20 protein-coding genes and 1 pseudogene are annotated in these 13,313 nt (G+C 32.2%); 10 read left to right on the top strand and 11 right to left on the bottom strand.

The window, feature by feature from the left end; genetic code table 11:
• Nucleotides 1-49: 49 nt before the first annotated feature.
• Nucleotides 50-1,687 (top strand): chaperonin GroEL, encoded by a 1,638-nt coding sequence (gene groL, locus HA144_RS08020; protein WP_209043539.1) that lies wholly within the window; start codon nucleotides 50-52, stop codon nucleotides 1,685-1,687.
• Between the two features lie 72 nt (nucleotides 1,688-1,759).
• Here the strand turns inward: groL and secG are convergent, their stop codons facing one another.
• Both secG and gpmI read right to left on the bottom strand, forming a co-directional pair.
• Entirely contained in the window at nucleotides 1,760-1,987 is a 228-nt protein-coding gene (secG, locus tag HA144_RS08015; protein ID WP_209043538.1) for a preprotein translocase subunit SecG, read from the bottom strand.
• Between the two features lie 24 nt (nucleotides 1,988-2,011).
• A complete protein-coding gene (gene gpmI / locus HA144_RS08010) occupies nucleotides 2,012-3,634 on the bottom strand; it encodes a 2,3-bisphosphoglycerate-independent phosphoglycerate mutase (RefSeq protein WP_209043537.1) in 1,623 nt (540 codons plus the stop codon).
• Nucleotides 3,635-3,771: 137 nt separating this feature from the next.
• Between gpmI and pyrR the strand changes: the two genes are divergently transcribed.
• Nucleotides 3,772-4,308 (top strand): bifunctional pyr operon transcriptional regulator/uracil phosphoribosyltransferase PyrR, encoded by a 537-nt coding sequence (pyrR, locus tag HA144_RS08005; protein ID WP_209043536.1) that lies wholly within the window; start codon nucleotides 3,772-3,774, stop codon nucleotides 4,306-4,308.
• Between the two features lie 7 nt (nucleotides 4,309-4,315).
• Here pyrR and HA144_RS08000 read toward each other — a convergent pair whose 3' ends face one another.
• On the bottom strand, nucleotides 4,316-5,884 hold the full coding sequence (locus tag HA144_RS08000; RefSeq protein WP_209043535.1) for an Hsp70 family protein: 1,569 nt from the start codon (nucleotides 5,882-5,884) through the stop codon (nucleotides 4,316-4,318).
• A gap of 93 nt (nucleotides 5,885-5,977) precedes the next feature.
• On the opposite strand from HA144_RS08000, the gene HA144_RS07995 reads away from it, so the two are divergent.
• From HA144_RS07995 to HA144_RS07985, 3 genes are all read left to right on the top strand, one after another.
• Complete coding sequence (locus HA144_RS07995) at nucleotides 5,978-6,214, top strand: DNA-directed RNA polymerase subunit omega (RefSeq protein WP_209043534.1); 237 nt, start codon at nucleotides 5,978-5,980, stop codon at nucleotides 6,212-6,214.
• A gap of 2 nt (nucleotides 6,215-6,216) precedes the next feature.
• Nucleotides 6,217-6,588, top strand: coding sequence for a DUF1818 family protein (locus tag HA144_RS07990; RefSeq protein ID WP_209043533.1), 372 nt, complete (start codon nucleotides 6,217-6,219; stop codon nucleotides 6,586-6,588).
• Nucleotides 6,589-6,898: 310 nt separating this feature from the next.
• Entirely contained in the window at nucleotides 6,899-7,150 is a 252-nt protein-coding gene (locus tag HA144_RS07985; RefSeq protein ID WP_209043532.1) for a DUF2811 domain-containing protein, read from the top strand.
• A gap of 8 nt (nucleotides 7,151-7,158) precedes the next feature.
• Here the strand turns inward: HA144_RS07985 and HA144_RS07980 are convergent, their stop codons facing one another.
• The 8 genes from HA144_RS07980 to HA144_RS07945 form a co-directional block, all read right to left on the bottom strand.
• Complete coding sequence (locus HA144_RS07980) at nucleotides 7,159-7,623, bottom strand: EVE domain-containing protein (protein WP_209043531.1); 465 nt, start codon at nucleotides 7,621-7,623, stop codon at nucleotides 7,159-7,161.
• 137 nt (nucleotides 7,624-7,760) lie between these two features.
• Nucleotides 7,761-8,627: an LOG family protein gene (locus tag HA144_RS07975; RefSeq protein ID WP_209043530.1), complete on the bottom strand. Its 867-nt coding sequence runs from the start codon at nucleotides 8,625-8,627 to the stop codon at nucleotides 7,761-7,763.
• Nucleotide 8,628: 1 nt separating this feature from the next.
• Nucleotides 8,629-9,147 (bottom strand): hemagglutinin, encoded by a 519-nt coding sequence (locus HA144_RS07970; protein ID WP_209043529.1) that lies wholly within the window; start codon nucleotides 9,145-9,147, stop codon nucleotides 8,629-8,631.
• Nucleotides 9,148-9,219: 72 nt separating this feature from the next.
• Complete coding sequence (locus HA144_RS07965; RefSeq protein ID WP_209043528.1) at nucleotides 9,220-9,366, bottom strand: hypothetical protein; 147 nt, start codon at nucleotides 9,364-9,366, stop codon at nucleotides 9,220-9,222.
• 201 nt (nucleotides 9,367-9,567) lie between these two features.
• Complete coding sequence (locus HA144_RS07960) at nucleotides 9,568-9,825, bottom strand: hypothetical protein (protein WP_209043811.1); 258 nt, start codon at nucleotides 9,823-9,825, stop codon at nucleotides 9,568-9,570.
• A gap of 353 nt (nucleotides 9,826-10,178) precedes the next feature.
• Nucleotides 10,179-10,775 (bottom strand): hypothetical protein, encoded by a 597-nt coding sequence (locus HA144_RS07955; protein WP_209043527.1) that lies wholly within the window; start codon nucleotides 10,773-10,775, stop codon nucleotides 10,179-10,181.
• Nucleotides 10,776-10,777: 2 nt separating this feature from the next.
• Nucleotides 10,778-11,194 (bottom strand): hypothetical protein, encoded by a 417-nt coding sequence (locus HA144_RS07950; protein ID WP_209043526.1) that lies wholly within the window; start codon nucleotides 11,192-11,194, stop codon nucleotides 10,778-10,780.
• Nucleotides 11,195-11,578 carry a DUF3804 family protein gene (locus tag HA144_RS07945; protein ID WP_209043525.1) on the bottom strand — a complete coding sequence of 128 codons (384 nt, stop codon included), beginning with the start codon at nucleotides 11,576-11,578 and terminating at the stop codon, nucleotides 11,195-11,197.
• Between the two features lie 223 nt (nucleotides 11,579-11,801).
• On the opposite strand from HA144_RS07945, the gene HA144_RS07940 reads away from it, so the two are divergent.
• The 5 genes and pseudogenes from HA144_RS07940 to HA144_RS07920 all read left to right on the top strand — a co-directional run bounded on the left by HA144_RS07940 (nucleotide 11,802) and on the right by HA144_RS07920 (nucleotide 13,180).
• Nucleotides 11,802-11,909, top strand: coding sequence for a high light inducible protein (locus tag HA144_RS07940; RefSeq protein WP_011132751.1), 108 nt, complete (start codon nucleotides 11,802-11,804; stop codon nucleotides 11,907-11,909).
• A complete protein-coding gene (locus tag HA144_RS07935) occupies nucleotides 11,909-12,043 on the top strand; it encodes a high light inducible protein (RefSeq protein ID WP_209043524.1) in 135 nt (44 codons plus the stop codon). The genes HA144_RS07940 and HA144_RS07935 overlap by 1 nt, the downstream gene beginning before the upstream one ends.
• A gap of 448 nt (nucleotides 12,044-12,491) precedes the next feature.
• Nucleotides 12,492-12,602, top strand: a pseudogene (locus tag HA144_RS07930) (chlorophyll a/b-binding protein); the annotation flags it as partial.
• Between the two features lie 95 nt (nucleotides 12,603-12,697).
• Nucleotides 12,698-12,877 carry a hypothetical protein gene (locus HA144_RS07925; protein WP_209043523.1) on the top strand — a complete coding sequence of 60 codons (180 nt, stop codon included), beginning with the start codon at nucleotides 12,698-12,700 and terminating at the stop codon, nucleotides 12,875-12,877.
• Nucleotides 12,878-13,018: 141 nt separating this feature from the next.
• A complete protein-coding gene (locus tag HA144_RS07920; RefSeq protein WP_209043522.1) occupies nucleotides 13,019-13,180 on the top strand; it encodes a hypothetical protein in 162 nt (53 codons plus the stop codon).
• Nucleotides 13,181-13,313 lie beyond the last annotated feature (133 nt).

Genomic DNA, 13,313 nt, shown 5'->3' with positions numbered 1-13,313 from the left:
TATTTGTTTCAAAAATTATTAAAACTTATTATTAAATTGCTGCCTAAACATGGCTAAAAGAATTATTTACAATGAGCAAGCTCGTAGAGCGCTCGAGAGAGGAATCGATATCCTTGCTGAGTCTGTGGCTGTAACGCTTGGACCAAAAGGGAGAAATGTTGTACTTGAGAAAAAATTTGGTGCTCCACAAATTATTAATGATGGTGTAACAATCGCAAAAGAGATTGAATTAGAGGACCACATTGAAAATACTGGGGTCGCATTAATCAGACAAGCCGCATCAAAAACAAATGATGCTGCTGGTGATGGCACTACAACTGCCACTGTTTTAGCGCACGCTATGGTTAAAGCAGGGTTGAGAAACGTCGCTGCTGGCGCTAATGCGATCACCTTGAAAAAAGGGATCGATAAAGCCACTGAATTTCTTGTTGATAAAATTCAGGAGAATTCCAAACCTATCAGTGATAGTAATGCTATTGCTCAATGCGGAACCATTGCTGCTGGAAATGATGAAGAGGTAGGTCAAATGATTGCCAATGCAATGGACAAAGTTGGTAAAGAGGGTGTGATTTCCTTAGAAGAAGGAAAATCAATGACTACCGAATTGGAAGTTACTGAGGGTATGCGTTTTGATAAAGGCTACATTTCACCTTATTTCGCAACAGATACAGAGAGAATGGAGGCTGTTTTAGATGAACCATATATTCTCTTAACTGATAAGAAAATCGCATTAGTTCAAGATTTAGTACCTGTTTTGGAACAAATAGCAAAAACAGGTAAGCCATTAGTTATTATCGCAGAAGATATAGAAAAAGAGGCTTTAGCCACTCTGGTTGTTAATAGACTGAGAGGTGTCCTAAATGTTGCGGCAGTAAAAGCTCCTGGATTTGGTGACAGAAGAAAAGCAATGCTTGAAGATATGGCTGTTTTAACTAATGGTCAATTAATTACTGAGGATGCAGGTTTGAAACTAGAGAATGCTACTTTAGAAATGCTTGGAACTGGTAGAAGAATAACTATCAACAAAGAGACTACAACTATAGTAGCTGAGGGTAATGAGCAAGCAGTTAATGCTAGATGCGATCAAATTAAGAAGCAAATGGATGAAACAGATTCCTCCTACGACAAAGAGAAGCTTCAAGAACGTCTAGCAAAATTAGCTGGAGGGGTAGCAGTGATTAAGGTTGGAGCTGCAACAGAAACTGAGATGAAGGACAAAAAACTTCGTCTTGAAGATGCTATCAACGCAACAAAGGCAGCAGTTGAGGAAGGAATCGTACCTGGAGGAGGAACGACTCTTGCTCATTTGTCTCCAATCCTCCAAGATTGGGCCGATAAAAATTTAGAGGGAGAGGAATTAATTGGAGCTAACATTGTTGAAGCTTCACTCACGGCGCCTTTAATGAGAATTGCAGAAAATGCAGGTTCTAATGGTGCTGTGATAGCTGAAAATGTGAAATCTAAACCATTTAATGATGGATTTAATGCTGCTACTGGAGAATATGTAGATATGTCTTCTGCTGGTATAGTTGATCCTGCAAAAGTTACTCGTTCAGGCTTGCAAAATGCAGCTTCCATAGCAGGGATGGTTCTAACTACTGAATGTATAGTTGCAGATTTACCTGAGAAAAAAGATTCATCATCTCCAGCAGGAGCTCCAGGTATGGGTGGTGACTTTGATTATTAACTAAAAATAGTTAATAAACTAAATTTTAAACTTAAGAGATCATTTAATATGATCTCTTTTTTTATGCAAACTTTATGAAATCCAGCCAGCGCTAAGAATAATTGCGAGTAGTAAAAAAATAACTAGAAAAGTCCAAGTTATTTTGTTGAGAGATGCCTCTGCACTACTCGCACTATTGAACATTGAGCTTCCACTAGCAGCAATACCACCCATTCCATCACCTTTTGGACTATGTAGTAAAACTAAAAGTATCAGAATGACTCCAGAAAATACCCATATCCAACTAAAAATTTGAATCATTGCTTAATAAGACTCGTATAAACTTTAAACGTGTTGTACGACCTTATTATAACCTTTTAACTCAATCTCTTTAATTAAAGATTTTCCTGTCATTTCTTTTGGGATTGGAAGATTTAATAACTGTAATAAAGTGGGTGCAATATCTGCTAAGCCAGCATTATCTCTTAAATTAATTTGATTTCCCATATTCGGAATTTTTCTTTTTTCACCTTCAACAAAAATTAATGGAACTTTATTTATAGTATGCGCCGTCCATGGTTCTCCTCCAGGTCCTTTCATTACCTCTGCGTTACCATGATCGGCAGTAATAAGAATGCTTCCACCCATTTCTCCAGTAGCATTAACTATTTGACCTATGCATTTATCTACTGTTTCTATTGCTTTAATTGTTGCATTCATATTACCTGTATGACCCACCATATCAGGATTAGCAAAATTGATTACAATAAAAGCATAGTTACCACTTTTAATTGCTTTAGAGCAACTAATAGTTAATTCTTCAGCTGACATCTCAGGTTTCATATCATAAGTTGCGACTCTTGGAGATGGAATTAAATGTCTTTCTTCTCCAGGTAAAGGTATTTCTACTCCACCATTAAAAAAATATGTTACGTGTGGATATTTTTCTGTTTCTGCTGTTCTGTATTGTTTGAGTCCGTTATCTGAAACTATTTGTCCAATAAAATTATTGAGAGATTCAGGAGGAAATGCAACTTTAACAGGGAAATTTATATCGTATTGAGTAAATGTAACTATATCCACATTTGGAAAAATTTTTCTTTCAAAATCTGAAAATTTTTTCTCTGAAAGAGATTTTATTATTTGTCTGGCTCTATCTGGACGGAAATTAAAGCAAATCAATTTATCACCATCTTTAAGATAGTTTTCAGACATTCGTATGGGCTCTATAAATTCATCAGTTATGTTTTTGCCATAACTTTTTTTTATATAATCCTGAGGAGAAATATTTGTTATTTTGATATCTGGACTAGTCAAATTAGTATATGCTTTTTCTGTTCTGTCCCATAAGAGGTTTCTATCCATTATCCAGTATCTTCCGCATATAGAAGCTATCTCACCTGTATTGAATTTTTTTATGCAGGACTCTATTTGATTTAGATATTTAGATGCACTTTTTGCAGGCGTATCTCTTCCATCGGTAATAATATGAATTGCTACTTTTTTGAGGCCATTATCAGATGCCCACTTTATTAAACCTAATAAATGATCTATATGACTATGTACTCCTCCATCAGAACATAATCCCGTAATGTGTAAAGTAGAATTGCTTTTCTTTAATGAATTAGCCATTTCCTTTAATTCATTAACTATATCTAGTTGATTATTCTTTACAACATTTGAAATTCTTACAAGTTCTTGTTCGATTATTCTTCCCGAACCAATAGTAAGGTGACCTACCTCTGAATTACCCATTTGACCATCTGGGAGCCCCACATCTGATCCACTTGCGCTTATAAGAGTATGGGGGTATGCATGCCATAATGAATCTATGATTGGTGTATTGGCACTTTTTATAGCATTATGTGATAGTTCTTCTCGATAGCCCCATCCATCAAGAATTGCAAGAACTACAGGGCTCTGAGGAACAGTAACTCTATTTATATTTTTGCTGCTAATCTTTGACATATTTAGATCAATTTCACTATTAAGTGATCCAATCTTAAATTTAGCTTTAAAAGCTACTCTTTAACAATCTATATTTAACATAGTTAGCTTTTGCTAATTTATTAAAATATTGCACCAAATTTTTTTATTGATAAATCATGTCAAATAAAACTAAGAGGGTCATAATACTTAATGCAGTTGAGCTGAGAAAAACAATTTCACGTTTAACTTCTGAAATTATTGAAAAAGTAAAAAACCTCGATAATCTTCTTTTAGTTGGAATACCAACTAGAGGGATTGATTTGGCCAAAGTTCTTGAAAAAGAATTATTTTTTAAATCTGGTGTAAAAATAAAAATAGGAATAATTGATCCTACTTTTTATAGAGATGATCAAAATAGAGTTGGAACTCGCCTAATAAAGGCAACTGATATTCCAGTGCCTATTGAGGAGCTAGAAATTCTTTTGATAGATGATGTGATTTATACAGGGAGAACAATTAGGGCTGCAATTGATGCCCTATATTCATGGGGTAGGCCTCAAAAAGTGATGTTGCTAGTAATGGTAGATAGGGGGCATAGAGAATTACCTATTCATCCTGATTTTTGCGGCAAAAAAGTTCCAACTAGTAAAAATGAAAGTATCAGTTTACGTCTAAATAATATTGATAATGAAGAAGGAGTTTTTCTTGAATAGCTTTATTTTAGAAGATATTTCCTAAATTATATTCTCCTAAAAACTCATCTTTAATATCAAAACACTTGACTAATAAATCAGCTTTTTTTGTTATTTTGAAGAAAAGTTTTAAATTGTCTTTTCCGATATTAGATTGATTTTTTAGTTCGATTCTTAATGGTTTTTTGTTCCATTTTATAATTTCTTCTTCACTTTGTACTTCTGATAGTTTAGGTAATCCATTCTCGAAAATCACATCATATGCTCTTTCTTTTTTTGTTTCACCAATGATTATCTCGAATATTTTCTGATTATTTTTACTGGCTTGAAGGATAAGTTTAAATGGGTTTTCAGTTGGCCATGTTTGACCTTTGTAAAAAATAGGATGCCAGAAGTGTTTCTGCTCTCTTCTATTAAATAATCTTATAGATAATCCTTTGGTTAAAATGTCTTTAATTTTTACCCCAGGGGTCATTGCTAAAGCTCCCAAAGCTATTGATTCAATAGGAGGAGGAGATTTTATTTGAATTTCTGAAATCTTTTTTGTAATCCATTCTCTGATTAATGGAATTTGAGATCCCCCTCCAACCAAAATAATTATGCTTAAGTCATCAATAGTGCAAAAATTTCCTCTTGCTTCATTTAATAAATTTTTGAGCAAAGAGTTTAGGTGATTTAGAAGATTATTATCAATAATGATTTTCTCAAATATTTCTTTACTTAGGAAAAATTCTTGTTCTTTATCTGGTTCAATTAAAAATTTTAATGGATATTTATTTTCGTATTTTATTTTAGATGAGCTGAGTTTGCATTTTATTTCTTCTGCCTTTAAAAGATTAATTGCATATTTATTATCTGGAATAAAATAATCAACGATCCATTGATCAATATCTTTACCACCAATTTTTGAGCCTACTTTACTGATTATTTCAGCACACCTAACTTTTTGTTTTGAAATTGAACTTACATCATTTCCTTTGAATTTTAATAATTCAGCTATTGGACTAGATTTTCCTTCTCCTCCTTCTATCTTGACTATATTCATATCTATTGTGCTTCCTCCAATATCTAATGTCATAATTTTGGAGCCAAAAGGCACATTAATTCCTAAACTTGCTGCGGTAGGCTCATCAACAATAGCTATCTCATCTACAGATATTTCTTCGCATAGGTTAATTAACCATTCTCTATAACCTTTGTACGTGTCAATAGGAGCAGTCAAAACAAGTCTCTTTACATCATATTTTTGAGGAATACTTTCCAACAAAAGTTTAAAAAATTTTTCGCCACATTCATTAGGTTTTAAGATATTGTTTTGATTAATTTTTTCAATATGATTTCCAATTAATCTTTTGAAATTAGAATGAAAAAACAAATCCGAATTAGAGCTGTCTTTCATCTCTAAAGCACTGATACCAATTTTCAATATTTTTGATGGTTCCTCGAACCAAACTGCTGAAGGGATTACTCCAGGAGATGACGTAATATTTGGTATTTCAACTAAAATAGAATTTGAATCTTTTTGACCTTGAAAAGCAATTACGGTATTAGTATTTCCTAAATCAATAGCAAGCGTTCCAGATAAATTTTCTTCCATATGATTTTTTTGAATCAATTAAGTTCTTTTTGTAATTTATGTTTTGAATCTGTCCAATAAAATGTAAAATATAATTTATAATAAAAAATTTTTATGAACATATCAAATAATGCTGGACTTGATTCTAATGATCTTGCAAAAAGAGGTGAGAGCTTAATAAGAAAATCCACTAATAGATATTTAACTACAGTGAAAATTGCCTTTAGAGCTAAACAAAGACGTTTTGATGATTTTGATGGATTACTAGAGGAATCAACTATCAAACCTGTTCAAAGATCAATTATTGAACTAAGCGACGAACAAGACCAACCAGATTTGCTTCCTGGTTGATTTTGTTAAAAGATCAAAAAAGATGGAGAGTACTAAAAGATTTTAAAAAAGGCAAATTTTGCTTTTTAATTGGTGTTGATAACTGGTCAATTGAACTACAAAAGAATGAATTTCATTCACTTTATCTTTTACTTATAAGAATTAATAAACAATTATTAGGTATTAAAAAAGAATTATTGGATGAAGAGTCTATTTCTATAGAATTAGAGCAACTTCCCTGGTTTATAGAGCTAAAAGGCAAAAAAAATGAATGGAGTTTAAGGTTTGTTTTTGAAAGCCAAGACCAAACTAGGTCTTTTGAAATGTATTGGCCGATACCAATAGCACAAAATTTATTTTATGAAATAAAAAACATGTGGGATTCAATGGAATAAAAGATAAATAAAATTGGAAATTTTAAAAAATATTTCCCCGTACTTAAAAATTTTTTACACAAGTTTTCCACAACTTTTTTATAAAAATAATCTTATGACCGAAAGGGTGTGGAAAACTTGCGATTTTATATAATTCTTTATATTTCAGTTAGGAGTTTTTTAAAAAAATTATTTTCTTTAATATCCCCTGTGATTACTGCATTCTCATTATTCTATTATCTGAGACTGATTCTTATTGATACTTGTTGACGATTTAGTAATTTTGAAGAAAACTGAAACTTGAAACTTTAATTTTCAATAAATTATTTATATGCAAGAGTTAAATTACGATGCAAATTCAATAGCTTTAAATCAAGAAGATGAAGTAATTAGTTTTAAATGTGAACTTCAAGAAAATCTTCAAATGGCTTTGAAGGAATTTGTTGAAGAACATCCTAATTGGGATCAATACAGGATATTACAAGCCGCGATAGCAGGTTTTTTGATGCAAAAAGGATTTCATAATAGAGATTTAACTAGACTCTATATTGGAAATATGTTTTCAATGAATTTTAAGGACTAGAAAATATTTTATATTTTTTCTAGAATTATTTTTGCTACATCATTTTTGATAGGCAATATAGATAACCTATTACCTTTTCTTACAACTAATAACTCATCCCCACTAAATAAAGTTTTTAATTCAGGTAAACTTAGAATTTTATTTGATTTGGATATGTATTTTACTCTTACACAATCCCATCTCGGATTTTCAGGTTTCGATTTTGGGTCAAAATATTTTGAATCTTTATCAAATTGTGTAGGATCAACAATATTTAGTTCTATGACCTCCATTAGACCAACAATGCCGGGAGGTTTACAGTTCGAATGATAGAAAAATACTTTATCTCCTTTATTCATATTTCTCATGAAATTTCTGGCTTGATAATTTCTTATCCCATCCCATAAGGTCATACCTTCATTTTTTAAAGTATCTATGCTGTAAGCATCAGGCTCACTCTTCATTAGCCAGTAGCTAGGTTCCTGTTGTGGCATGGGATCTCGGCGAAAATATAGGGTTTGAGTAAAGTTTGGGTAACTTCTGTGAATATGAATTTATTATCTATCAAATAATCTATTTAGGAAAGTGATGGGTGGTGTGGGGGAACTTCATTATTTTTTGGATACCTATCCTAATCTGAGATATTTGATGATTTGATAATTTCCCATGCTTCGGATGCGGTGTCTGCATATTCAAAAAGATTTAAGTGCTCATCTGAAATTAATCCAAGATCAGCTAGATATTCGAAGTTAATTATCTTATCCCAATATTCTCTTCCAAAAAGTATTATTGGGATTTTGTTTTTCATTCCTGTTTGACGAAGTGTTAATAGTTCAAATAATTCATCTAATGTTCCAAAACCCCCAGGAAAAAATACAGCTCCTATTGATCGCATGACGAAATGGATCTTTCTTAATGCAAAATAATTAAATTTAAAGCATAGTCCTGGAGTTATAAAAGCATTGGGGATTTGTTCATTGGGAAGACTGATATTTAACCCTATAGATTTACAATTTGCTTCAAACGCACCTCTATTAGCAGCTTCCATAATCCCTGGACCCCCACCAGTCACAATCACATGAGAATTACAGGATTTACTTTGATTATTTATTGAAGCAAGTTTAGAAAACTCCCTTGCGGATTGATAATAGTGACTCATTGATAGCAAATTTTCTAATCTATTTAAATTTCGTTTAAGCAAAACCGATGAAGGATTTTTTTTAATTAACTTTTTTATATCGTCAATTTTCTCTTTTGTTTTTGATTCTTCTGCAATACTTGCGCCTCCAAAAATTATTATGGTTGAAAGAATTTTATTTTCTTCTAGGATTAAATCTGGTTTAGTAATTTCAAGCAGCATTCTGACTCCGCGCATTTCGTTTCTGTTGAGCAAACCAATATCTTCATAAGCCAATTTATACGTATCAGAATTAATAATTAAATTCAGATTTTTTGAATTATTAATTTTGGTTGAAATACCTTTTTGTGTTTTGTTCATATTAAGCAAGGGTCTTAATTCTTCGTTCTAGGGGATTAAACCCAACTCTCTTAATTTGATCATTTTTCCAAACCCAATAAACAGGTGGAGTTTTTCTTGCCTTTATTAAACTTATTTGGTCTAATTTTTGTGGGATAAATTCTTTAGCTGGATCAAAAAATTTATCTCTTGTGGGTTGATTTAAAACAATACTACCTTCTTTGCCTGAGATTGATCTGTGATAAGTTCCAACAGGAATTTCTAAAGCTCCCATAGATCTATTTAAATAAATCACATGATGAGGCTCATCCCATGCAGGATTTATTAAAACAAATGTTCTTTCCCCAGTAATAACTAAGTTGTGATCAATTTGATGATTGTGAACGTAATATTGTTCATCTTTAAAATCATCTGGAGGAGATATAGCTTCTTCAGAATGAATTACCACATCGCAACCATTAGATGCCCCCAATCCTGCATCAAAGAATGTCACTTTTGGAGTCTCTCTAAAAATTTTTGTTGGCATGAATTTTAATTTCATAGTTAAACCTCTCCTTAAAAATTTATGAATATTTTTAAAATTTATAAGCTATGAAAACCGATTAATGAATAGTCAGTTACAACAAACTAAACAATCTTCTTTAGTTGGGTAATCTTGACATTCTCTCTTAAAAGTTTCTTCTAAAACTTCTACTTTATTGACATAATCAAGATCTCTCAGACCTTTTTTGGGGACTGTGAATTGTGTTTGAAGTTTCATTTTTCCCTCCTAATTAATACTGTTTTTTGAAGCCATCCCAGGTTTTAGAAAATCTTAATCCCAGATAAGAAACTAAAATTGCCCAAAATAGAATCTCTATAGTTAAATTAGTCATCTGCTTTTCCTCCTTTCTATCTGACTATGCTTTAGTACGGATGATATATAAAAATCAAGCGTAAGAATACTTAAAAAGTTTGAGTATTAATCGCAAAAAATTTTGCAATGGTTATTACTAGGATGCTTTTCGCATTCTTTATTCCAGTAAGCTTCAAGTTCTTTCGCCTTAATATCGTATGAAAGATCTTTTGTATCCAAGTCCATCTCTTGGATGGTGAATGTGTCGTTTAATGCCATAAGACTTACCTCTTGACTACACTTATGTTCTAATTCATTTGAATAGTTAATCTCAAGTTTTATGTGTGCGGTTAGAGGAACAAAATTGTACGGATTAAGGATCAAAAAAGACTCTCAAATTCAAAATAATGACCAGCCGAGTATCTTCAAAAGTATTAATTTCAAATTTAAAAAAGTTTGGGTAAAGTTTGGGTAAAAAATTATGATTCCTTGAGATCGCAGTGATAGCTAGTCGCGCTCACTTTTTATTAGCCAGTAGCTAGGTTCCTGTTGTGGCATGGTATCTCGGCGAAAATTTCAGGTTCGAATGAAGTTAGAATAACTCGTTCAGATATAAATTCATTATCCATCAAAGTCTCTATTTAGGGAAGTATTGTATGGCATGGGGGGGCAATGCAACCGTGCTACTTCGTATATATGACCTAAGAAATTTTTGGTGAAAATAAATGAATTAATTTTTAATCCAGATTTCCTGGGATTGCATTGCCATATGGAGAATAGGTTTTAATGCAATAGTTTTTTTGTTCATCATTTGTATATTTAAAACATCCTTTTATTTTCTCTACCATCCAAGCAGGTCTTTGCTTTTTGACTTGGTGATGATTATATTCTTGACTATTATTATTCAAACTTTCTCTTAGTAATAAAGGATAATTATCTTTCAATAAATTATTGCATCCTCCCGCTAATTTTAGTCTATATTGAGCCGCATTAATTACAGCAAATCTATCTGTTTGAATATGTTCAATAATATCCTCTCGAGCTTGACTTCTTGATCGAGGAGGAAATTTATTTTTAGCATGTTCTATTGCAAAGTCCCAGAAATCTTCTTTATCAAGGGATCCATTTTCTATTCCGCAGTAACTGATAGCAGAAGCATTTATTAGCCTAGTCATTGTTTGAAAACCCCAACACTCCCATTTACTACTAAATTCACTTGGGCATGGTCTTTCTAAAATGAATGGTTTTCTAGATGAAGTATTAGAACTTACCTCAGCTTTTACAGCAGTAGGTAAAGCAAGAGCAGCTAGTAGTGGGAGAAGGAAGCGTTTCATTTTTACCAAATAAACTTATCCCACCTACCTTTATTTGTAAATCTATAAGTTCTATTGTTCCACTTTAATTTATTTAAACCTTTTTCTGAACGAGCAATATTATCAAGAAAATTTACATGAATTTCAACTAAGTACAAAGTGTAATAGCTATATTGAGTCGCTCCACTTCCTCCCCACGAAATAGGTTTTAGAGATTTTTTACTTTCTAATGCTCTTATCCTTCTCCCTTCAAATATGACTGAAGAGTCTCCATCATTAGTCTCTATAAATTTGTAGCATTTGTAGTTAGAAGAAGGTGCTTTTGGTTTAGATCCTCTTGAACACCAACCATTGCTGCTCATTTTCTCGTAAATAACACTTGCTTCCATTGCAGTAGGTAAAGCTAGTGCAGCTAGTAGTGGGAGAAGGAAGCGTTTCATTTATTCCCATGTGGTCATATCAGTAGTGCCTTGTGATCTTTGCATCCAAGAATACTTCCAAGTACCATTTTCATTTTTAAAAATGCAAGTATAAGTTGAAAGATCCTTATTTTGATTTCCTTTATAACTGAAGATTTCATTTAAAGTAAAAACTGCGTAAGCTATCTCACCGTAAATTTCAATTTTGTGGGTTTTGATTAGTTCTGATGATTCTGCAACTAAGTCTTTACTATCAAACATTCCCACTAATCCCTTAGCAGATATTGGATTTCCACTTGGTCTTACAGCTAAAAAATCCTCAGTTACGTTTGGTATTAGAAAAGAAGAATCTTCACTGGTTGCATAACCATTAATTAAATCTTCTATGGCTTTAGTATTTGACATTAAAAAAGGAGCTAATGCCCCTTATTCTAAATCGAGTGTCAATTAAAGTCTTGTAAAACTACTTGAACTAGACCTTAAATTTTTTTTGTGTAGATACGTAATGAAATACATTTATGTAACAGAAGCGTATAGATCAAATACAAATATAAGCATAAACGCCCAATTTCTTTACATAAATTAATATTAGTGTTATATTAGTTTACATAAATTACTCTTTATAAAAATGACCCCTGAAGCAGAAAGATTTAACGGTTGGGCAGCAATGCTCGGTTTCGTTGCAGCAGTTGGCGCATACGTAACAACTGGTCAGATTATTCCTGGTTGGTTCTAATGATAAACACAAAAACAGTTGAGAAGGAAAAGGTTATAGCTGAGAAGCTTAACGGCAGATTTGCAATGATGGGCTTCATAGCTGCAATTGGTGCTTACTTAACAACTGGTCAAATTATTCCTGGCTTTGTGTAATGCTTGAGGCAGGAATTAACACTTGGCTTAATACTATACTTTTTCCTTTTATGCCAGTCATAACAGTACTTATTGTTAGTGCGTTAATGCTGATTAATTCGTCATGGAAAGACGACGACGACGATGATGATGGTGGTGGATTAATCTCCCCGATGTATAACTACGTTCCCCAAGGAGCTTAGAGGATATATATCAAAATGATTTTTATCTCATCTTTATTTAACTCAGTCCCTTCAAGTGCTAAAGATCTTTTAGAGTTTGGTTTCTTTCTTACTGCGGGTATTGCAGCAGGAAAAGTAGGACTTTTATGAAAACATTTCTAATTGCCATATCACTATTTGGCATTGCAATAATAACTACTGCGATATCACCAAGTATTGCTTACCCACAATAAAAATTTTAATCATTCTTATTAACGAACAATTAAAAAATGGAAAACTCAAAACCAACTTATTGGCAAAATGCCGAGAGAACCAATGGAAGAATGGCAATGATGGGTTTATTCGCATTGGTGGTAAACTACGGTCTTTTTGGCTGGATCATCCCAGGTATTTTTTAAAATGAATATAGATATTTTCTTAATCTCCTTCTTTACATATCTATTAGTGCCAGTGGTAATGATAGCTAAAGGAAAAAAAGCAACTAATTAAAAAAATGAATTTAGGTATTCTTTTTCTCCTAGTTAATGCAACTGGATCAATAACTTTATCCGAATTGGATTGGATTGCAGATCATCAATCAGAGTTTTCAAGGTTAGATATGGCACTAGTTTTTAAAATTGGTCTCCTTATTGATGAAGGGATAATAGAACTTGATTGTAAATTGCCAGCATAAATATTTAAAATTTAATCGTCATAAGAGCTTGCTTTTAGGGATGTAAGCTAGCTTTTTTTTTGTTTTCTATCTTTGATGAGCGTGTTCATTAAAAAAAAGTTAGAACGTTAATTATTAGCTATTAATAAATAAAGGATATTAATGAATCTAAAAATCAATATAAATTTCTTAGAAAAATATTTAGCTTATTTAATAAATGATATTGAATATAAGCGGATTACAAAAAATTTAAAAGAATATGATTTAATGGCGGACGTTGACGATCAAAGATTTCATCATTTTAGATCGACTATAAATCAATAAAAAGTTCGAATGCGGTTCGAATAGAATTTTTGATAAAAAATAAAACCATTGATATGACTAGCAAAATGCATCCCGCTCGTTTTCTATAGCCAAGACTTTTCTTCATTCATACCAAGGGATCTCAGCGAATTTT

This window comes from Prochlorococcus marinus XMU1404, assembly GCF_017696175.1.
Taxonomy (GTDB): Bacteria; Cyanobacteriota; Cyanobacteriia; order PCC-6307; family Cyanobiaceae; genus Prochlorococcus_A; species Prochlorococcus_A marinus_X.
Note: the sequence above shows the minus strand (reverse complement) of the source record. Positions and strands in the feature narration are given on the sequence as shown.